Annotated in this window: 11 protein-coding genes; 3 read left to right on the top strand and 8 right to left on the bottom strand. The window is 41.8% G+C overall.

Translation table 11 applies throughout. The features are described 5' to 3' along the window. Window positions 1-4: 4 nt before the first annotated feature. Entirely contained in the window at window positions 5-1,174 is a 1,170-nt protein-coding gene (locus K333_RS0106245) for an SGNH/GDSL hydrolase family protein (protein WP_027452467.1), read from the bottom strand. 161 nt (window positions 1,175-1,335) lie between these two features. On the opposite strand from K333_RS0106245, the gene K333_RS0106240 reads away from it, so the two are divergent. Genes K333_RS0106240 through K333_RS0106230 form a run of 3 tightly spaced genes read left to right on the top strand, consistent with a single transcriptional unit; the run spans window position 1,336 to window position 9,667 of the window. Then, entirely contained in the window at window positions 1,336-3,825 is a 2,490-nt protein-coding gene (locus K333_RS0106240) for a glycosyl hydrolase 115 family protein (protein ID WP_051230890.1), read from the top strand. Window positions 3,826-3,869: 44 nt separating this feature from the next. Next, window positions 3,870-7,772 (top strand): hybrid sensor histidine kinase/response regulator transcription factor, encoded by a 3,903-nt coding sequence (locus K333_RS0106235; RefSeq protein ID WP_027452465.1) that lies wholly within the window; start codon window positions 3,870-3,872, stop codon window positions 7,770-7,772. 8 nt (window positions 7,773-7,780) lie between these two features. Continuing rightward, a complete protein-coding gene (locus tag K333_RS0106230) occupies window positions 7,781-9,667 on the top strand; it encodes an alpha-glucuronidase (protein ID WP_027452464.1) in 1,887 nt (628 codons plus the stop codon). Between the two features lie 65 nt (window positions 9,668-9,732). Here K333_RS0106230 and K333_RS0106225 read toward each other — a convergent pair whose 3' ends face one another. From K333_RS0106225 to K333_RS0106195, 7 genes are all read right to left on the bottom strand, one after another. Next, complete coding sequence (locus K333_RS0106225) at window positions 9,733-10,932, bottom strand: GDSL-type esterase/lipase family protein (protein ID WP_027452463.1); 1,200 nt, start codon at window positions 10,930-10,932, stop codon at window positions 9,733-9,735. Between the two features lie 71 nt (window positions 10,933-11,003). Next, window positions 11,004-13,562 carry a peptidase associated/transthyretin-like domain-containing protein gene (locus K333_RS0106220; protein ID WP_024989800.1) on the bottom strand — a complete coding sequence of 853 codons (2,559 nt, stop codon included), beginning with the start codon at window positions 13,560-13,562 and terminating at the stop codon, window positions 11,004-11,006. Continuing rightward, the gene (locus K333_RS0106215) at window positions 13,563-14,354 is read right to left on the bottom strand and encodes a GLPGLI family protein (RefSeq protein WP_027452462.1); all 792 of its coding nucleotides are present in this window, start codon (window positions 14,352-14,354) and stop codon (window positions 13,563-13,565) included. 224 nt (window positions 14,355-14,578) lie between these two features. Beyond that, a complete protein-coding gene (locus K333_RS12670) occupies window positions 14,579-15,370 on the bottom strand; it encodes a GLPGLI family protein (RefSeq protein WP_154652999.1) in 792 nt (263 codons plus the stop codon). A 233-nt stretch (window positions 15,371-15,603) separates the two neighbouring features. Next, window positions 15,604-16,317: a hypothetical protein gene (locus tag K333_RS12030; protein WP_024989797.1), complete on the bottom strand. Its 714-nt coding sequence runs from the start codon at window positions 16,315-16,317 to the stop codon at window positions 15,604-15,606. Between the two features lie 250 nt (window positions 16,318-16,567). Further along, window positions 16,568-18,193, bottom strand: coding sequence for a RagB/SusD family nutrient uptake outer membrane protein (locus K333_RS0106200; RefSeq protein ID WP_024989796.1), 1,626 nt, complete (start codon window positions 18,191-18,193; stop codon window positions 16,568-16,570). Window positions 18,194-18,215: 22 nt separating this feature from the next. Then, entirely contained in the window at window positions 18,216-21,455 is a 3,240-nt protein-coding gene (locus K333_RS0106195) for a SusC/RagA family TonB-linked outer membrane protein (protein ID WP_024989795.1), read from the bottom strand. Between the last annotated feature and the right edge of the window lie 435 nt (window positions 21,456-21,890).

Below are 21,890 nucleotides of genomic sequence, written 5' to 3'. Positions count from 1 at the left end.
ATTATTATTTTTCAAAGTATTTTGCTGCAAATTTTCCCATTTCATCGTATCCTTTCGGATTCAGATGCAACCAGTCATCAGAATATTCAGCTTTGAGTTTCTGTTCATCCTGAGGGTCACGAGCCATCTTATCGAAGTCGATAACCCCATCAAAGTTGCCCGGTGTTCTAATCCACGCATTTACCGTCTGACGAATAGCCTCATGGAAGAAAGAAAACCAGCCATTACCCTTTGTCGGAGTAATCGTACCACCATACACCTTCATACCATGAGCACGAGCTTTTGCTATCAGCACCTTATAACAAGCAATCATCGTATCAGCCACATGCTCATAATTTCCATTGCTGATACCGATATCATTGGTACCTTCGAAGATAATCAACTTCTTCACACCCTTCTGACCGAGGATATCACGATCAAAGCGCTTCATTGCCGGTTCACTAAGGCCATACTGTACCACACAGTTTCCACCAATACCCAAGTTCAGTACACCGACTCCACCATTCAGGGCAAGTGCCATACGGTCAGGCCAACGGTTCTGCAGATTAGTCGTACTTCCACGACCATCCGTAATCGAGTTACCCAAGATAGCAATAGCCTCAGCTTTAGATCTCACATTGATTTGAGCGATATTATACCAATGGTCGAGTTTTTCGAAAGTCTGGAACTTCATTCCCGGTTTCACAGTACCCTGTGCAATATACGAAGTAGTACGCGAGCCACGATGCGCAGTAGCATTCGTTGGCACCTGTTCCCCATAACAGATCGTAATCGTCAAGCGCTGAAGTGGTTTCAAATCATATTTCAGTTCATCACAATATACAATTCCACCGGCAGGAATCACAACAGACTTCTTACCATTGAACTTAAGATAAGTTGCCGACTTCGCATCAATATCACAGCTATCCTTACTATCAGCGATATAAACAGACTTGATTTCTACCGGTTGCTTACTAAACTGATTCGAGAACTGCAACTGCAGATTCTTTCCACCTAAAGAAACCTGAACGATCTCACGCAAAGAAGTATTCGCAAGATTCGTCTTTTGTGGCAGATCCGACTTACCTGCAAACTCAGCAGCAGTAGCGAAAGTTCCTACCCAAGAAAGATTTTTCTGAGCCGAGACCGGCAAGGCCATCAAGGCCATAACTAAAAAAGAATATAAACTTTTCATGATTAATAGGTATTTGCTGCAAATTTACGAATATCCACGAAGAAAATTCATTTCTAACGTAACCTATACTTTTCTATTTGTTTCATTTAGACATTTTTTTCCATTCTATATTAGGTTTGAAATGAAACAAATGGTAATTTTGCAGAAAAACAAATATAACTATGAACTATCTTAAACCTTATGTATTAACTCTTCTGCTGATATTATGCCTGCCTATAGCGGCAAATGCCTGCGAAACATTTGTCAACTTCGAGAAAGGAGCCCTCCTTCTCAACGAGAAGCAGCACATCAGCATTCATTTATCTTCCCAAGAACCGAAAGGTGTTGACATTGCAGCACGCAACCTATGTACAGATATTAATAAGGTGTGCGGAGCAAACGTATCCATCACCGACAACACAGATGCGAAGATTATCATCGGAACCATCGGTCATTCTGCAATTATCGACCGTTTCATCGATAAGAAACTATTGAAAGGCAAGCGCGAGAAGTTTATCATCAAGACACAAGGCGACAAACTTTTGATTGCCGGAAGCGACCGCCGAGGAACCATCTATGGCATCTACGAACTCAGTCGACAGATTGGCGTATCACCATGGTACTACTGGGCAGACGTCCCTGTAAAGAAGCATCAGCACATATATATAAAGAAAGGTGTATATACCGATGGTGAACCCGTCGTCAGATACCGAGGTCTCTTCCTCAACGATGAAGCCCCTTGTCTCACAACATGGATTGCCAACACCTTCAAGACCCCATACGCCGGTCATGAATTCTATGCCAAGGTCTTCGAATTGATTCTCCGTCTGAAAGGCAACTTCATGTGGCCTGCCATGTGGGGATATGCCTTCTATGCCGATGATCCGGAAAACCATAAAACGGCCGATGAAATGGGCATTATCATGGGAACATCCCATCATGAGCCTATGGCCAGAAACCATCAAGAATGGGCACGTTCCCGCGGCAAGAACGGAGCTTGGAACTATCAAACGAACCAGAAAGTCCTCGACAAATTCTTCCGTGAAGGTATCGAACGCGTAAAGGGTGCTGAGGATGTCATCACCATAGGCATGCGTGGCGATGGTGACGAAGCCATGAGTGCCGAAGCCGACACAAGGCTCCTCGAAAGAATCGTCGACAACCAACGCAAGATCATTGCCGATGTCACCGGTCGTCCTGCCAAGGAGACGCCACAAGTCTGGGCTTTGTACAAAGAAGTTCTCGATTACTATGATAAAGGGATGCGTGTCCCTGACGATGTGACGATCATGCTATGCGATGACAACTGGGGCAACATCCGTCGTGTACCGACCGCAAAAGAGCGCAAACATCCCGGTGGCTGGGGACTATATTATCATGTCGATTACGTAGGTGCTCCTCGTAATTCCAAATGGCTCAATGTCACCCCTACTCAAAACATGTGGGAGCAACTGTCTCTCGCCTATCAATATGGACTCGACAGAGTCTGGATACTCAATGTCGGCGACCTCAAACCTATGGAATATCCTATCGACTTGTTCATGGATATGGCATGGAATCCTACCAGATACAATGCCTCTACCTTATTAAATCATACCCTTGACTTCTGTGCGAGAGCCTTCGGTTCCGATCAGGCCCAGAAGGCAGCACGCATCCTCAACCTTCAGGGGAAATATTCCGGTAGAATTACGGCAGAAATGCTTGACAGCAAAACTTACGATCTTCATTCCGGAGAATGGAAAAGGGTTGCCGATGACTACATGCGACTGGAAACGGAAGCCTTGCGACAGTTTATCACCCTTCAACCAGAATACCGTGATGCCTATCGTGAACTCATCCTCTTCCCCGTACAGGCTGTATCCAATATTTATCAGATGTACTATGCCCAGGCCATGAATCATGAACTCTATCGCCAGGGTAATCCGGAATGCAACGAATGGGCCGACCGCGTGCAGGAAGCCTTTAAGCGAGACAGCATTCTCTGCCGTGAATATAATAAAAATATTGCCAATGGTAAATGGGACGGGATGATGATTCAAAAGCATATTGGATACAAGAATTGGAATGATGACTTCCCTCACGATATGCTTCCGGAGACCTTCCGTCTTGAACACAAACAACTCGGAGGTTTCTGTTTCAACGATTCCACAAAATACGTTGTCATGGAGGCCGAACATTTCCATCATGCCCAGAATACCACCAAGGGCACATGGACGGTCATCCCTTTCATGGGCAGAACACTCAGTGGAATTTCCCTGCAACCTTACACAGTATCTACCAAGGGGGCTTCGCTTACCTATCTGTTCAAGATGAGCGATGAAAACGTGGAAAATGTAGACATCCACATCATCACAAAGTCAACACTTGACTTCCTGAACAAAGGCGGTCTACGCTTCTCCGTACAACTTGACGACCAACAGCCAATAGTTGTGAACATGAACGGTAACCTGAACGAAAAACCGGAAAACATCTATAGCATCTATTATCCTACCATAGCGCGTAGAGTGATAGAAAGTAAGGTACGTGTTCCATGGCAACATCACGAGGGTCACCATACCCTGACCATACAACCACTCGACCCAGGAATCGTGTTCGAGAAAATCGTTGTCAACGGACAAGGGTATCAACCACAATATCTGTTCGGAACAGAAACTCCACACACTATCAAGTGAAAAAACTTGCATGTTAGCAATAAAGTTGCTATTTTTGCACAACCATGAAGAAAGTACAAAAATCATTTAAAAAGAAATTATTAACATCTATATGTCTACTATTGACCCTCCTCACCTGGGCCGATAGCGGACACCTCTATACCTCCGACAAACTCCCCAGTAGTTTGATCAACTGCATCATCCAAGACCATTACGGATATATTTGGATAGGAACAGAATACGGGTTGAGTCGTTTCGACGGTTATCGGTTCACCAACTACCTGCACGACGAGAAAGACAACACAACGATTACCGACAACACCATTTCATCCTTATATGTGGATAAATACGGTAAGTTGTGGATAGGAAGTTCCAAGGGATTCATGCGATATGACTATCACAAGAATCACTTCATCCGTTATTCCTTCCCGGAAGGACGCCATCCTCGAGTCTTTACCATTCGTGAAGACCACAAAGGCAACCTACTCATCGGAACCGCAGGCTACGGACTCTATGCCATCCCAAGAGGACAAGACAAGATCGTCTTCCAGAAAGAATTCGGTCGACGCCAGTCCAACGACTATTTCAATCAGATTTTCGAAGACAATCACGGATATCTCTGGCAGAGTAGTCACCTGTCAACCTTTACGAGATACGACATTCGCGGAGAACACCCAAAGAGCAAGACCTTCACGTCACCCTATGGGGCACCCGTAGCCTTCTTCCAGTCACAGTCCAACCAGTTGCTCATCGTCTGTATGTTCGGCATCATTACCTACGAGTACCCTTCGGGATGCCTTCGGGATGCCGGTTACGACTATGGGCCATACAGCAAGGACATCACCATCAACAGCGCTACCATAGACTACAAGAAGAATCTCTACATCGCGACATCCGAGTATGGTGTACTCGTTGCCAAGAAAGAAGAGAGACATTTCTCACCTATCAATATCAGCGACAACAACCTTGACATCTCCTCCGCCTATGTCAAGGATATCATGGAAGACAAAGACCATAACATCTGGATAGGATGTTACAAGAAAGGGCTATATCTTGTCAACAATGATCAGGAAGTCTTCCATCAATGCAGTTTTGCCTCCCAGAATTACCATGTAGGCACGTGCATCTCTTCTATCACCCCCGGTGACAAAAATACCACATGGTGTACCGTACAGAACAGTGGTGTCTTCCAGTTCAACCAAGAAGGAAAGATCATCAGTCATCCGTCATCACCGGCAGGTACCAGCCTCATCTACAGAGACAAGAACGGACAATATTGGTTAGGAACCAGTAATGCCCTATACAGCTACAACCCCTATACAGGTTCTGCCACCCAGTGTCTGAAGTTCGAAAGTGCCGGCGTCTATTGCATGACCGACAATGGCGATGGAAAACTATACATTTCCGTCTATAGCAAGGGACTGTATATCTACGACACCAAGAACGACAAAGTCAAGATACTGAACATGAGTATGCGAAGTAGATATGGCGCACTCTGCAACGACTGGATCCGTCATCTTGCCTTCGACCATCAAGGTATGCTGTGGATAGCCACATCCAGTGGCATCTGTTGCATGGACCCTACCAATTTCCACTTCAACCGACATGGTTGGACCCGCATCCTCAACACAATACAATCAAACTATCTCTGCGAAGATGAAGAAGGCAATATGATCATCGGAACCGACAACGGTCTCTACAGATATATGCCACGCACAAAACGAGTAGCGAACTTCCCGGAAGCAGACGGTCTGAAGGGAAAACAGATTTGCGGAATCGTCAAGGATGCGCAGAACGATCTATGGATCAGCACCACGATGGGTATCTGGCAATATCAGAAGAAGAACCATAAGTTCATCAGTTACACCAAGGGAAACGGTCTCACCTCCCATGAATATGTCAACGGAGCCGTACTGCATGGCAACAATGACCTGATAGGTTTCGGAAATTCCGATGGAATCGCCTTTTTCTACCCTTCTGCCGTTAATAAGAACAATATCAAACTCGGTAAAGCATACCTTACCAACTTCTTCGTTGACGGAGAGAATCTGGATACCGACCATACCAAATTCAACGTATCCTATAATCAGAACACCTTTACCTTGGAGTTCTCCTTACTCAATTACAAAAACACCCAGGACATCAGTTTCCAATATCGCATCAACGAGGGTGAATGGATAACCACAGCCGAGGGTGTCAATGCCATACCTTTCGTCAACCTACAGCCCGGTACCTATTATATAGATGTACGAGCCATCAGCAACGGAGTACCATCCAACCAAATCACCAAACTGGAGATCACGGTAAACAGTCCATGGTATTCTTCAGCATGGGCCTGCATGGTCTATCTGATATTATTAGGAGTTATCCTTTACTATTCTGCCCGAGCTTATGACCGACGCAAGAAGGCAGACTTGGACGAACAGAAAATGCGCTTTCTCATCGATGCCACCCATGACATCCGTTCACCGCTGACCCTTATCATGGCACCGCTCAAGAAACTCAAAGAGCGCATCACCGACAAAGAAAGTCGTTCCGAGCTCACCATCATCGAGAAGAATGCGCAACGCCTGCTCCTCCTTGTCAACCAGATTCTCGACGAAAGAAAGATTGACAAAGACCAAATGCATCTGCATTGTCAGGAGACCGACTTGGTGAAGTTCACGGCAAACATCGTCAAACTATATGCCTACAATGCGAAGGAACGGAATATCACGCTCACTTTCCGACACGATAAGAAAGAGTTACCGGTATGGATAGACCGCATCAACTTTGATAAAGTCATCAGCAACCTACTCTCCAATGCCCTGAAATATACATTCGACAACGGAGACATCCAAGTCATCCTCAGCGAACAGGGCAACAAGGCATGCCTCATCTTCCAAGACAGTGGCATAGGCTTCAAGGAAGAGAAGACCGACCGACTCTTTGAGAGATTCTATCAAGGCAACAACACCCACGGTCTGCACATCATAGGTACTGGCATCGGTCTGAACCTCTGTCAGGCCCTTGTCGAGATGCACCACGGTACCATCTCCGCACGCAACCGACAAGACGGACAGCGAGGAGCCATCTTCGAGGTAAGCATACCTTTAGGCAATGCCCATCTGACGCCACAGGAGATAAAAGAGAGCGATGAAATCGAAGAAAATGAAGCCAACATCGCAAAGACAAAGCGCAAGAAACAAGGAAGCAAGAACTACCATATCCTCATTGTCGATGATGATCCCGAGATCTCCCGATACATCGAGAGCGAGTTAGGCGAATGGTACAAGTTCGAGACCGCCTACAACGGTAAGGAAGGATTACAGAAGCTCCTTTCAGGAAGTTACGACCTCGTCATCAGCGACATCATGATGCCCGAGATGGATGGAATCAGTTTCCTCAAGAATATCAAGTCAAACTCCAACATCAGCGACATCCCGGTAGTCCTTCTCACCTCAAAGAGCGAAGTGGACTACCGTCTGCAAGGTTTGAAGAAAGGAGCCGACGCATTCTTGGCCAAACCTTTCGACATGGAAGAACTGCACATCCTCATCGATAATATCGTCAGCAACATCCGCCGACTCAAAGGTAAATTCTCCGGAGCACAAAAACAAGAATCCAAGCTCACCAAGGTTCATGTCACCGGCAACAACGAAGCCCTCATGGACAGAATCATGAAGTGCATCAACGAGAACATCGGTAGTTCAGAGTTCAATGTAGAGAAGCTGGCCGAAGAAGTAGGTGTAAGTCGTGCGCAACTTCATCGCAAGATGAAGGAGATCACCGGTATCTCTACAGGAGAATTCATCCGAAACATCCGTCTGGAACAGGCCGCGCGCCTCATCGATGAAGGCACTATAAACATCACACAGGTGGCCTACGCCGTAGGATTCAGCAATCAAACCCATTTCTCGACACTTTTCAAGCGTCATTATGGAATGAGTCCTTCAGAATACAGTCATCGTACATCAGAGAAGAAATAAAAAGAAATATGAAGAAATCATTTATCCTATTCCTACTATCAATCATTAGTTTCACCGCAAAAGCCGACAATGGGCACAACCTATGGCTCACAGGCGTTGCCAAAGACACGAAGTCATTATTTCAAGGCATCAAGGTAACCCTGAATGGCAAAAGGCAACTCGGCGACGGCTATGAAGTCATCATCCGCCATCAACCTGGCGACAAGACATGGACTCGTCGGATTATTGCCGGCAGTCGTCAGGGAGCCATCTATGGAGCCTTTGCGCTCAAGCGCATCGAGAAGACCCGTCTCACGGAGAATGGTCACCTCACTCAAGCACCGGTAGCCATCGACATCACCGAGCGTCCGGCCTACGCTCTGCGCATCATCAACCATTGGGACAATCTCGACGGAAGCATCGAACGAGGATATGCCGGCAAGAGCATCTTCTGGAATTCACCCGTCAGCCGTAAGACATGGGCAGAGAGAATCAACGAATATGCACGTGCCGAAGCCTCCATCGGTATCAACGGCAGTGTATTGAATAATGTCAATGCATCCCCAAAGATGCTGTCACGCACCTATCTCGACTCCGTCAAAGTGATTGCAGACATCTTGCGTCCATGGGGCGTCAAAGTATATCTGTCCGTCAACTTCGGTACACCAAAGGCCTTAGGCTATACCGAAACTGCCGACCCATTGGATCAAAGTGTTATCAAATGGTGGAACAGCAAAGTCAAGGAAATCTACAAACTCATCCCCGACTTCGGAGGATTCTTGGTAAAGGCCAACTCAGAAGGTCAGCCGGGTCCATTCGACTATGGTCGCACCCATGCCGACGGAGCCAACATGCTGGCCGATGCCCTAAAACCATACGGCGGCATTGTGATGTGGCGCAGTTTCGTATATGGTTCCAAGCATAAAGGTGAAGACCGCGTGATGCAAGCCGTATCAGAGTTCAAAGACCTCGACGGACAATTTCGCGGCAACGTCCTTTTGCAGAGCAAGAACGGTCCACTCGACTTCCAGCCTCGTGAACCATACGCACCAATCTTCGACAACATGAAGAAGACCGATCAAATGGCAGAATTTCAGATTACACAGGAGTACACCGGTCAAAGTCAGCACCTTGTATATCTTGGTACCATGTGGAAGGAATTTTTCTCTTTCATAGCCCCGAACAAACTGAAAGGTATTGCCGGTGTCAGCAATGTAGGCGATGATGCCAACTGGTGTGGCCATCCCTTCTCGCAAGCCAACTGGTATGCCTTCGGTCGATTGGCATGGAATCCGGAGCTTAGCGCCGATGAAATCGCAGACGAATGGACCAGGCAGACCCTTACCCAAGACACCTCAGCAGTAGCAGCCATCAACAAGATGATGATGACCAGTCGCGAAACCTGCGTAGATTACATGATGCCCCTCGGTTTGCACCACATCTTCAAGTTCGACCACCATTACGGTCCCGAGCCGGACGGTTTCATTGCAGAATACCCCTTGGAATGGTGCCCAGTATATTACCATAAGGCCGATTCCATCGGTGTAGGCTTCGACAGAACCATCGCAACGGGCAGCGGTGCCACAGCACAGTATCGGGAACCATACCGTAGTCAGTACGAAAACATCAACACCTGCCCGGAAGAATATCTGCTATGGTTCCATCATGTAGCATGGACCTACAAGATGAAGAACGGCAAGACCCTATGGCAGAACCTATGCGAGCATTATAATCACGGATTATCAGAAGTAGAACGTTATCAGAGGATATGGGGCGACATGAAACCCTATATCGATGCCGAGCAATGGGAGCACACCAACCACCTCCTTGATGTTCAAGAAGAGAACGCAAAAGAATGGCGCACGATATGTCTCAACTATTTCCGGACATTCGCTCACCAACCTATTGAAGAATAAAACCTATCATACCATTATATCCGGTTAGCACATTTTGCCAACCGGATATAAAACCTTAGCACACCTTATTTTAATATTTCCGCAGCATATTCCCCCATAAGGCGATACCCTTCAGGATTAGGATGCAACCAATCACTCTGCAGATGTTTCTTCATCCTTTGAGGTTCCACAGGGTCACGCAGCAACTCATCAAAGTCAAGGATACCATCCACTCTATCCCTTTGATTCCTTATCCACTCATTTACCGTCTGTCTAGCTGCCTCATGGAACGGACTATAATATCCGGCACCCTTAAAAGGAGATATCGTACCGAGATATACCTTCTTTTTGGCAGCCTTGGCACGAGCTATCATCGACTCATATCCCTCGATGAGCAGACGAGCCACCGTCTCGCTGTTTCCCCCGGCGGCGCCACCGATATCATTAACGCCCTCGAAGATAACCACTTTCTCCACGCCCTCTTGTTTTAGGATATCCCGATTGAATCGGTCAATGGCACGAATACCGAAGCCACCGTTCAGCGTCACCCGATTATTACCGATGCCGAGGTTCAGCACCCCAACATGATTAATTTTATACCTATGCTGCAGCGTTTCCGACATCACATCCGGCCATCTATTTTGCGCATTATCCGTAGAATTCTTTCCATCCGTTATCGAGTTGCCAATGATAGCGATAGCATAAGCTGTAGGATGATACACCTCGATAGCATCGATATTAAACCAATGATTTTCACGGAACGCCGAAGCGAAATTAGAATGAACATTCGTCACACCCCGCATAATATACGAAGTAGTACGAGACCCCATGTGTACCGTAGGGTTCTTAGGAGCCGAAGTATAGTTGATCGTTATCGCGACCCGTTCCAGTGGTTTAAGGTCGAATTTCAGCGCATCACTCACTACCATCTTTCCCGCAGGGATCACCGTCTTATACTTTTTATGGAACAGTAAATACTTTGCCCCCTTGGTAAAGACAGCGAACGAATCCCTTGCATGAGCGATATATACCGACCTGATGACAACAGGTTCATTAGACAACTCGTTAGAGAGTTTCAGTCGTATCAGTCCACCACCTATCGACACCTTAACGATCTGTCGTACCGATCGATTCGACATATTATTGTTATACGGCATAAACGACTTCACGGGAATCTGCTGTGCCGTAGCCCAGGTTCCCACCCAATGATTGCCCGTCAACGCCCTCATCTGCGCACCGGCAGACAAAGAGACGAGCAGCATCAACAAAGAAAAAATTCTTTTCATCTTTCTACCTTATTACTTTCAAGATACAAAGATACAAAAAAACAAATTCAAAGCATCGGGCAAAAGATAAATTATAAATAGAAAGCACACTTCACAAGAGCCTCTCTCGGTCGAATCAGACTATAAGAATATAAAAAATATCTGTCAGAAAGTACAGACCTATCATACTCTTTGGTACCAAAGATATTATTAAGAATCATACTTATTTCATATTTCTTCGAAGAGAAGCTCACTGAGAGATTACTGAAATAAGAAGTCTTAAGACTTTTATCATTACTGTGATAAAGTTCATTCAACCAAGAGAATTTCCATTTGCCCGGCATAACGAAAAGGGTCAAAGAATGTTTAAAGTCACTTATCGCATCCATAGAAAATTGAGGAAGTGCCTTGTTGATCATCTTTGAATTCTTGAATGTAGACTTTTCCTCAACAGAGAAAGAAGCAAAAGGCATATATGCCACTTTAAAATAAGCAGAATAACTTCTAAGATCACATGGACAGATAGTACCGGAGACTAGTGATTCATAAGTAGATTTCTGGTAATCACCACCTAAACTACATGTCATCTTACCCAAAGAGAAAGCTTTGCTTAACTCTGAAGATAATAACAACTGATTGTTATGTGAAACCAACCCAGTAGAACCCATCGTATAAATCCCATCTTTATATTCATATTCATACACAGGTACACCATTCATTCTAAGATATTGTCCGGAGGCATTGCAGAATAATCCATTTATAGGATTTGAATATTCTATTTTACCCGAGAAGGCATCAGCCTTGGTTCTTCCATAAGTCCCTGTACCCTTATTACGTCTATAATAATCCACATAATATATTAAAGGTATTGCCGTCCGAAAGTCATACGGATTATATTGCCGATTACAATTCACCGTAAAATCCCATAAAGCGCCCAACTTATATCCCAAGAACAGAGAAGGCTTCAGATATAAATGGTAGCTATCACCTGTTGATATTCTATAATTCATCAAACTAACCGGTATCGCAAGAGCGGTACGGAGTCCATATCTCTCGAAACTTAGCCTTGGGGTCAATTTAAATTCAATGTTCCTATACTCTTCTTCATGCTTATCAGACAATATCGTCTGCACTTTCTGCTGATTATAATTCATCTGAGCATCATAAGAAACATACATCTTCATGATCCTATGACGGAAGCCAGTCAACATCTTCGCGGTTATAGATTCTAGAGTCAAGCGCTGAAAAGGAGACACGGAATCTATTATGGCCAACAAACTTGGACTATTCTGATACCTTAAGAAAGCATTAAAGTTAAAACTTCTTTCCTTTCCGATTTTTAATATCAATTTCAATTCATCTTCTACCATCCTATTAGTAGGCTTCACCGACTCTCGTATTGATTTACCCTGGAACAGAGTAGAAGAGAAAGAATTATTCCATCCGAAGGAAGACCTTAATACATTATTAATATATGTACTATCAGCATTCTTTTCATATTGCAACTCAGTCTTGAATTCTCTTCGATACATTCTAGCATCAAAGCTCTCATCAACCACGGGCATACCGAGAATATTTGTATAAGTAGTGCTTTGCCTGCTGAATCCAATGGTCTTATCATAGAGGAAAGAGGTTTGTAGCCTAAGTTTTGCCTCTGTCCCCAGTTTTATGAGACCGTTCGATGCCAATATTCGCGTATCATTGCAATTGTATCGTTCTTGCTTCAACTCCGGTACGTTCAAATGTATATTTCCAATCCAGCCGAAATTATAATCGTTCAGTCCTGCCCCAGACGTAAGGTCTCTAATCTCGTGTTGAATATCCTTACCCGTATTATTCCATTTATACATCGAGATATTTTGTGCCCTACTACTAAAGAGCAAAGACACCGCTCTACCATCCCGAAGAAGATTTTCCCCGATACCTTTTTGCAATTGCCCTCCGGCACCCATTTCCAAGGAACCCGTCCATATATTTTTAGCATCATCGTTGAGAACCAAATTCAGAGCAGCTTGATCAGAGAATTGCACCCCCTTCAAGGCTTTCACCGGCTGATGGTTACGTAATACTTCTACATTCTTCACCTTCGAAGCTGAGATGTTCTCCGATGCCATAGAATACTTTCCGCCCATCAAGTCCATACCTTCTACATAAAACTTATTGATAGGTTTTCCCTGATATTTAATCATACCATTCTCAGCGACCTCTATTCCCGGCATCTTAGCAAGGACATCAGCGATACTTCGATCTTGTTTCTGTCGGAATCCGGATACTGAATAAATCAGGGTATCACTACGCTGCATCAATCGTTTACTCTTCACAACGACTTCACGTAACGTTGTTCTTTCAGGATGTAAGGAAATAACCATTCCATTCTTAAACGAACCGATTGGTAGTAATTTCTTTTTATACCCCAAAATTGTAACAGACACAGTTCTTACTTTCTTGTCATCTTGAAGTGACAGATTAAAATATCCATTTTTATCTGTTAGACAGTATGACAAGGGACTATTATTTTCGTCAAGTGCAACGACAGATGCATAATCCAACCGTTTAGTGTCATCTGCATCTTTCACATATCCATAAAGTTCCTGTGCTTCAACACAAATTGATACAAATATAAATATTAAAGATAGGATTAGTTTCTTCATTTATCTGCACAACTCTATTAAGCATGCTTGTCTACTTTTAGCTTTGAATCCATAGATTATATTAGTAACTCCTACAGCTTTATCATAAGCCTCCGGATTCTGGGATTTTAATTTCACAAGGCTTCGAACCTTATCCACAGAAGTCTTTATAGATTTTTTTGCATATCTTAAACTCATCGGAACATTCATACCAGCCTTTAGGCCTATACATTCAAATGAGAACTGATTTTTCCCATCCTTAGCATATAATATCATGCCGGGAAGTCCCCTTAACTTCCAAGGGCCTTCTGAGATAGGTATTTCCAAAGAATACCAAACTTCCCAACTACGTCCTCTGAAGTCACAACGTGCTTTTTTACAAGAATAGCCAATTATTGTAGTATCTCCCTGCTCTAACGTCCAATTCTGAGTAGGGATAGCTTCTTCATACATAAAATACTTATAAAGAAATGTAATCACGGAGAGTTTCCCTTTCGAGGGATAATTCTTGATATCATATTCATCCCACATACTAATAGGACCTTGCTGAGCTAGATAATCAGCAGCACTACCACCCGATTTTTTTATCTTCTCATATAATGCAGTATTATCTTCATCAAATCTACTATAACAATAAGTTATACGATCTCCGACATCTACACTCAGTTCGTCGTCATACTGTCTTTTAGAAGTCTCTGTTGAGGTTCCTTTCATCGCATACGAGAACCGATAACGAACAGTATCAACTACAGTTTGTGCGGTAGTAGACAAAGAAATAAAAAATAAAAACAATAACGCAAATATTTCTCTCATAATATATTTAAATTTAATTGTTTGTCTATCAGTTACTACATTCCTCCATCATGCGCTTTTGAGTCGCCGAGATTTGTTCTTTTGATGCAGCTCCTTCTATTAATGTATTTGGCACATTATCACATGAGAGGATAGTTTCAGATAACTTTGTATCAATATCATGCCTACATGAGCATAATATGAAGAATCCTAAAGCAATAAAAAAGTGAAAAGAGTTTCTTCATCTATCTACATAACTCTATTAGGCATGCTTGTCTACTTTTAGCTTTGAATCCATAAACTATATTAGTAACTCCTACAGCTTTATCATAAGCATCCGGATTTTTGTATTTCAGTTTTACAAGGCTTCGAACCTTATCCACAGAAGTCTTTATAGATTTTTTTGCATATCTTAAACTCATCGGAACATTCATTCCAGCCTTTAGGCCTATACATTCAAATGAGAACTGATTTTTCCCATCCTTAGCATATAATATCATTCCGGGAAGTCCACTTAACTTCCATGGGCCTTCTGAGATAGGTATTTCCAAAGAATACCATACTTCCCAACTACGACCTCTGAAGTCGCAACGTGCTTTTTTACAAGAATAGCCTATTATGGTTGTATCACCCTGCTCTAACGTCCAATTCTGAGTAGGGATAGCTTCTTCATACATAAAATACTTATAAAGGAATGTAATCACGGAGAGTTTCCCTTTCGAGGGATAATTCTTGATATCATATTCATCCCACATACTAATAGGACCTTGCTGAGCTAGATAATCAGCAGCACTACCACCCGATTTTTTTATCTTCTCATATAATGCAGTATTATCTTCATCAAATCTACTATAGCAATAAGTTATATGATCTCCTATATCTACACTTAACTCGTCATCATATTGTTTTTTGGCAGTCTCTGTTGTGGTTACCTTCATCGCATACGAGAACCGATAACGTACAGTATCAACTACGGTTTGTGCGGTAGTAGACAAAGAAATAAAAAATAAAAACAATAACGCAAATATTTCTCTCATAATATATTTAAATTTAAGATTTTTAATAGATATGCCGGCATGCCGGCTGATTGTTTCCAAAAAACTTCGCACTCTTAATATTTAGTTTCGTTGGCGAAGTTATGGTAAATATTTCTCAAAAGCAAGAAAACGAGGTCTAAAAATATGGGGCTACAACATTTCACAAATCATTAATTATCAACAACTTAGAAGGGCAAAAGGAATAACAAGGTCTAATTCCACATAAACAGACACTAAAAGTTTCCTACAAAGGACCTTAGAGATTGATTCTTTCCCATCAATCCAACCTTCTTTTTAAAAAGATATAAATTTTGTTTGACCGACTTTTCGCTAATTCCATATATAGAGGCAAGGACCTTTGTTGAAAGTTTTAAACGAATAAGCATTAATAATTTGACATCTTTTGCACATAGCGACGGAAAAGACTTTTTAATTCGAGTCACAAAGAGATTATCTGAGACTTCAAGAAAAACGCTAATATCATTCCAATCGCTTTGAGTTAATGCAACATGCTTAATTGGTTCTCCTTTCAGTTTTTCTAATTTCTTATAAACATCAACTTTCTCATTTAAAAAGTTCTTCATGATATTCAACTGGGACTCTTTATTCTTTAATTTCTCCGATATGTGTTCCTCTTTCGTTCTCTCATACCTCAAGACTTTCTCTTCTTCAAATATAACATGCAATTCAAGAAAGGAAACGATAAGAAAAAACAATATCACACTAACGATAAGTCTCTCTAAGGTTCTATTACTATTCTCCAGTTTTTCATTTACAGCCCTTTCAGAGGATAATGCCATATCATATTCTTTATTTTTCTTTGATACATCAACCTGAGCAACCTTTGTGATATCAGTATCAGATAACTTTGTATCAATATCATGCCCACATGAGCATAATATGAAGAATTCTAAAGCGATAAAAAAGTAAACAGAGAAGTGTTTCATGGTTTATTAATCTTTCAATATGTAAAGTTACACCAATTTCCTCACATGTCCAACTCTGGGAATCACTTTAACCATTTTTTAATGTTCAAATAGTATATATTATCCACAATAGAGGTATATTTCTAGCCTTTCTACCTATTAGGCAATAACTAAAATGAGGTCGGCTATCACTAGCCGACCTCGAAAGACGAGAGAGAAATAGGTTAACAACGAAGGTTAACCTTATTTCCTACAAATATGTTGTATAAGATTACTCTGAATATTTATCGATTGGCGAAGGTATTTTTACTGACTGAGTTGGGTTTGGATTATTCTTTCCCTTAAGAGCCACATTAGCATCAATCTCATTAATAGGAATTACAAAGTTCCAGTTTGGCTTGATGCCCTTACAGTTAATCTTAAAGATATCCTCAGGAGCATTTGTACCTGTATAGTTCTGCATAACACCAACCTCAAGAGTCTTAGCAATTGGGAACGCATTACCCTCACCCCAGAACTCTACTCTCATCTGAGCCAAAGCTTCTTTTACAAAAGCATTTACGTCAGAGCCAGTGTAGTTATAGTCAGGATCTCTATACTTCTGCATGAATGAGTTCAAAAGATCCTCACCAGCAGCTGCACCATCAGATAAACCCTTAGCAATAGCTTCGATGAAATACATCTCTTCTACACGCATAACAGGAACATCGGTAGCACCACCTTCTGAGTAAGTCTCAAAGTTACCACCTTTACAACGGAACTTGAGAGACAGGTAGTCAGGAGCTTCATTAATAAAGTTCGTATCACGGCATGTCTTATAATCCGTAGCTTTTCTCTCAGGATCCAAGAAGACCTTTCTTCTAAAGTCTTTCTTACCGATATGATCATAGAGTGACTTATCAATAGAAGGACATGTCAAAGAAGAATAACCCCAGTCAGCTTCACCGGAAACCCAACCTACATAGTTTGCCAAGTTAGACATATTCTCTGGATCATAATGGATATACCACATCCAGCCACTTGTAGCAGTAGTAAAACCAGAATTAGGATCTGTCCATTCATTTTCGTTCATTGGTTCACCATCAGTATTTTCAATGGCAAGACGTGCGAACTTAGCAGCGTTCTTATAATCTTTATCCCAGAAATACACTTTTGCTTTAATACCATATACAACAGCCAAGTCAGGAACGTTCTTTGTTGCTGGTGTAAAGTTCTTCAATGCACTTTCTGCCTTATCAAGGTCAGAAAGCATAAACTTCAACATCTCACTATGTGTTGCACGAGGATTATTCTTTGCTGTCTGAGCAGTAGTTGTATCTGTTACAATAGGAACAGTCAAACCAAGAACCTTAGAGCAATCGGTATAGATATTGGCTTTTGGCTCCCAGAAAGTAGAAAGCATAAAATAGTCGAAGGCACGTGCTGCATAAGCAATACCCGCATACCCCTTAATTTCATTAGAAACTTTAGGGTCATCAATATTTACAGAAGAGATAATAGCGTTATCTGCCTTTACGAACTTATAAAGCGTATACCAAGGCAAATATGAGAAATAACTATTCTCACCAAAATCACGATTAAAACAGTTGTAATTTCGATACCAGTCATAACCAGAGTTAGAACCTTCCGGATACATATCACCCAACATCTCAGTCTGTGCAATCATCAACTGAGGGAAAGCCATATCGGTCTCATGGACCTGCTTACCATAAACTAGATATCCCTGAGCCATCTGTGAAGGAATACCATTTACAGCTGCCTCCAAAGCACTTGAAGAAGAACTTAGTTGCTCTGAGGTTGCAATAGAGTCCTCTGGAATAGGTTCTTCAATACAACTAGAGAAGCTCAAGACAGATGCTGCAAGCATTAACGTATATAATTTATTAATTTTTCTCATTGTATATTCTTTTTAGATATAATTAGAACTGAACGGTTACACCAAGAGAAACAGTTCTCATTGGAGAATAGTTTGTTGCATTTGTCATCTTATCATATGACTGTCTTGGGTCGAATCCCTTACGAGCAGAGATGTAGCAAAGGTTCTCTGCAGAAACATAGAATCTAAGCATATCAATAGCAAACTTGCTTGTCAAACTGCGAGGGAGTGTATAACCAAAGTTAAGATTCTCAATGTTCAGATAGCTTGCATTAGTCAAGAATCTAGAAGATGTACTAGCTGAATACAAGTCACCATATACAAATCTTGGAATATCAGTATTTGTATTTGTAGGTGTCCATGCCTTCAACAAATCCTTGTGATAGTTATAACCACAACTGCTACTTGTTGGAGGAGTCATAAACTGGGCGTAAGTATCATCATACTGCTTTCCACCAAGAGAGAATGAGCAATTGATTGAGAAATCAAAACCATAAGCACTTACAGTAGTACCAAGACCACCATATACCTTAGGCATTGTAGAAGAATTCATTACATAATAGTCTGCATCAGCATATGTAGTTGTAGTTTCACGACCAATTACCTTGTCATGACCATTCTCCTGTACACGATTACCCTGAGCATCTGTCTCATACTTATTCTTATACCACATTGGGAGACCTTCCTCATTTACGCCGGCATAATCCTTCATACGCCATGTGTACAGAGACTTACCTTCTGTGATAAAGAAGTTACCAGATGTATAACCCTGATAAGCATTACCGTCAGCATCAAAAGCAGTAGCAATCTTCTTATCAGCATCAAGTTTTGTCAATTCATTCTTCAATGTTGCAGCATTGAAACGTATATCCCAGTTTACATTCTTTGTACGAAGAACATTATAGTTCAATGTCAACTCAACACCAGTATTATACAAGTCACCCACGTTAGCATAATAGTTTGCATAACCGATAGATGGTGCTACAGAGAACTCGAACAACATATCTGTGGTCTTACGATAATAGTATTCCAAGCTACCAGAAAGTTTCTTGAATAACTCGAACTCTGCACCGATATTGAAGTTAGTATTGGTCTCCCAAGTAATATCTTTAGTACCTTTTGACTTGAAAGAAGTACCAACTTTACCACTTGAATTAATAATATTGTAAAGATCGGTGAAACGATAATCACCAATTCTATCATTACCCTGAGAACCTACAGAAGCCTTCAACTTCAACATATCGATCCATGAAGACTTAAACCAATTCTCCTTGCTCAATACCCATGATCCACTCAATGACCAGAAAGAACCCCAACGATAATCTGGAGAGAATCTTGAAGTTGCATCACGACGATAAGAAGCCTCAGCATAATATTTACCATCATAATCATACAACACACGACCGAAATAACCTTCATTGTTGTATGTCTTCTTATATGAAGTAGCACTCTTACCATCTACAACAGCACCATTCAACTCTTTATTCTCCTGAGAGAACATCTGAGACTTGGCAGCAAAGAGATAATAAACACGGTTCTTATAGTATTCATGACCCAACATCGCGGTCAGATTATGATGATCAGCAATTGTGGTAGAATAGTTCAGAATCTGCTGGAGGTCAACATCAAGAGTACGTTTGTGTGACATTTCTGTAGTACCGCCCGTAGAATCGAACTGACCATAATATGGATTATATACATTATTAGAACGTTCTTCATCGAGGTTATATGTACCATTCAAGGTAAGCTTCAAGCCATCAAAGATGTTGATATCTGCGAATGCACTACCTGTAGAAGCATTACCTTCTTTGTTACGAGTGTTTAAGCGAGTATCCAAGATAGGGTTTGCATTATAAATGAAAGGACGAGCCATACCGGCATTCACGCCATCACCATAGTCCATCATGCCAATACCGTTCTTATCAATCATAACAGTTCCATCTGCATTACGGATGTAAGCCGGATAGATAGGAGCCATCTGAGAAGTAAATGCCCAAATATTACCAGTAGAAGAACTTGAGCCATTATCATCCAAAGAATTAGCGTTGAAATGAGCATAAGACATATTTGCACCAACCTTCAACCAGTCTCTCATCTGATAGTCAGCACGAAGACGACCGGTAAAACGCTTCAAGTCAGAAGCCTCAGTAATACCTTCATTACTCAAGTAACCTAAAGAAGTATAAAAATGACCTTTTTCACCGGCACCACTCATAGAGAGATTATATTCCTGACGAATACCGGTACGTGTACCTACACTTTCCCAATCATCAGGAGTGATCAAGAAATCCTGACCTTTGTAAGAAACTTTATAGCCAAGTGTTGCGTTAGGATTCATCTTACCATCCTTGCCAATAAGAGTTTCACCATCAGGACAAGTCCAGATGTTATATCCAAGACCACCATTCTTTGAAGAAGTCAGATATTTATTAGCTAATGTCCATGCCTCATCAGCGGTCTTACCGTTTGCCAAATAATAATCACGAAGAGCACCATAATGCATCTCGTAATACTGAGCAGGGTCATTTACAGTTTCATAATGCTGGAGCGCACGAGTATTCCAACCATATTTTGCATCGAAGGTAATCTTACTACCACTCTTCGCATTCTTTGTAGTAATCATGATGACACCATTTGCACCACGAGCACCATACAATGCTGCAGCAGAAGCATCCTTCAATACTGTCATACTCTCAACATCGTTAGGATTGAGGTTAGAAAGGTCACCACTATAAGGAGCGCCATCCACAATAATCAACGGATCCTGCTCTGCGTTCAAAGAGCTGAAACCACGAATACGAATTTTTGAAGAAGAACCAGGAGCACCATCTGAGGATGTCAGCTGGATACCAGGAACGGCACCTGCCAAAGCATTAGTTACACTTGTAACCTGTGCTTTCTGAAGTTCCTCAGAACCTACGACAGCAGCAGAACCAGTGAAAGCAGAACGTTTCTGAGTACCGAAAGCTACAACCATAACCTCATCCAATGAATGGTTGTCAGCCTCCAAAGCAATTTTCATGTTGGCTTTTGCTGTTACAGTCTTGCTCTTCATACCAATGTATGAAATTTCAAGCTTTGCGCCTACAGCAGCAGACAATGAGAAGTCACCATCAATGTTAGTGACTGTACCTGTCTTAGTACCTACTACTTTGATAGATGCACCAATAATTGGCTGACCATCTTCTGCAGATACTACGGTACCACTAAACTGTGTCTGAGCCAGTGCCATTCCTAAACTAAGGAATAAGCAGGCTAAAAACATGGTTAGTCTTTTTTCCATAAAATCTCTCTCTCTTAAAAAGTTAAGTATAAAAAAAATAAAAATAAATCTTCGCTATTCTAAAACAGTCCTCAAATCTCGCTACTAAAAATCTCTCTCGTAATACAAGATCATAAAACTACTTGATTGCTTCTAAGAGTTTTTCTCGTCTCTTTTGAAGTTTTAACACTTTGCAAAAGTATAACAACTTTATTAACCTAACAAATAATCTTAATTAAAACCTACTATTTTTTACTTTTATTAACTGTTCAGAGGGGTAAAATGAGGATAATATGATACTTTTATGTGGTTTTTTGTTACATTTTGAAAACCAAAGATATATTTTATGCATCATTCTTTCATTTTCGACTTTCTTTCCTCGCAATATCGCTTTGTACGTAAATATTACTTGTATACACATACATTTCCACGCCTTTTTACTCAACGAATGTTAAT

Origin of the sequence: Segatella albensis DSM 11370 = JCM 12258, assembly GCF_000426565.1 — a bacterium.
GTDB classification, from domain to species: domain Bacteria; phylum Bacteroidota; class Bacteroidia; order Bacteroidales; family Bacteroidaceae; genus Prevotella; species Prevotella albensis.
This window is presented reverse-complemented; position numbering and strand designations above follow the sequence as displayed.

Excerpts from the sequence above, each read along its gene's own strand:
- K333_RS0106245 (WP_027452467.1), bottom strand. The coding sequence starts at position 1,174 with ATGAAAAGTTTATATTCTTTTTTAGTTATGGCCTTGATGGCCTTGCCG.
- K333_RS0106240 (WP_051230890.1), top strand. The coding sequence starts at position 1,336 with ATGAACTATCTTAAACCTTATGTATTAACTCTTCTGCTGATATTATGC.
- K333_RS0106235 (WP_027452465.1), top strand. The coding sequence starts at position 3,870 with ATGAAGAAAGTACAAAAATCATTTAAAAAGAAATTATTAACATCTATA.
- K333_RS0106230 (WP_027452464.1), top strand. The coding sequence starts at position 7,781 with ATGAAGAAATCATTTATCCTATTCCTACTATCAATCATTAGTTTCACC.
- K333_RS0106225 (WP_027452463.1), bottom strand. The coding sequence starts at position 10,932 with ATGAAAAGAATTTTTTCTTTGTTGATGCTGCTCGTCTCTTTGTCTGCC.
- K333_RS0106220 (WP_024989800.1), bottom strand. The coding sequence starts at position 13,562 with ATGAAGAAACTAATCCTATCTTTAATATTTATATTTGTATCAATTTGT.
- K333_RS0106215 (WP_027452462.1), bottom strand. The coding sequence starts at position 14,354 with ATGAGAGAAATATTTGCGTTATTGTTTTTATTTTTTATTTCTTTGTCT.
- K333_RS12670 (WP_154652999.1), bottom strand. The coding sequence starts at position 15,370 with ATGAGAGAAATATTTGCGTTATTGTTTTTATTTTTTATTTCTTTGTCT.
- K333_RS12030 (WP_024989797.1), bottom strand. The coding sequence starts at position 16,317 with ATGAAACACTTCTCTGTTTACTTTTTTATCGCTTTAGAATTCTTCATA.
- K333_RS0106200 (WP_024989796.1), bottom strand. The coding sequence starts at position 18,193 with ATGAGAAAAATTAATAAATTATATACGTTAATGCTTGCAGCATCTGTC.
- K333_RS0106195 (WP_024989795.1), bottom strand. The coding sequence starts at position 21,455 with ATGGAAAAAAGACTAACCATGTTTTTAGCCTGCTTATTCCTTAGTTTA.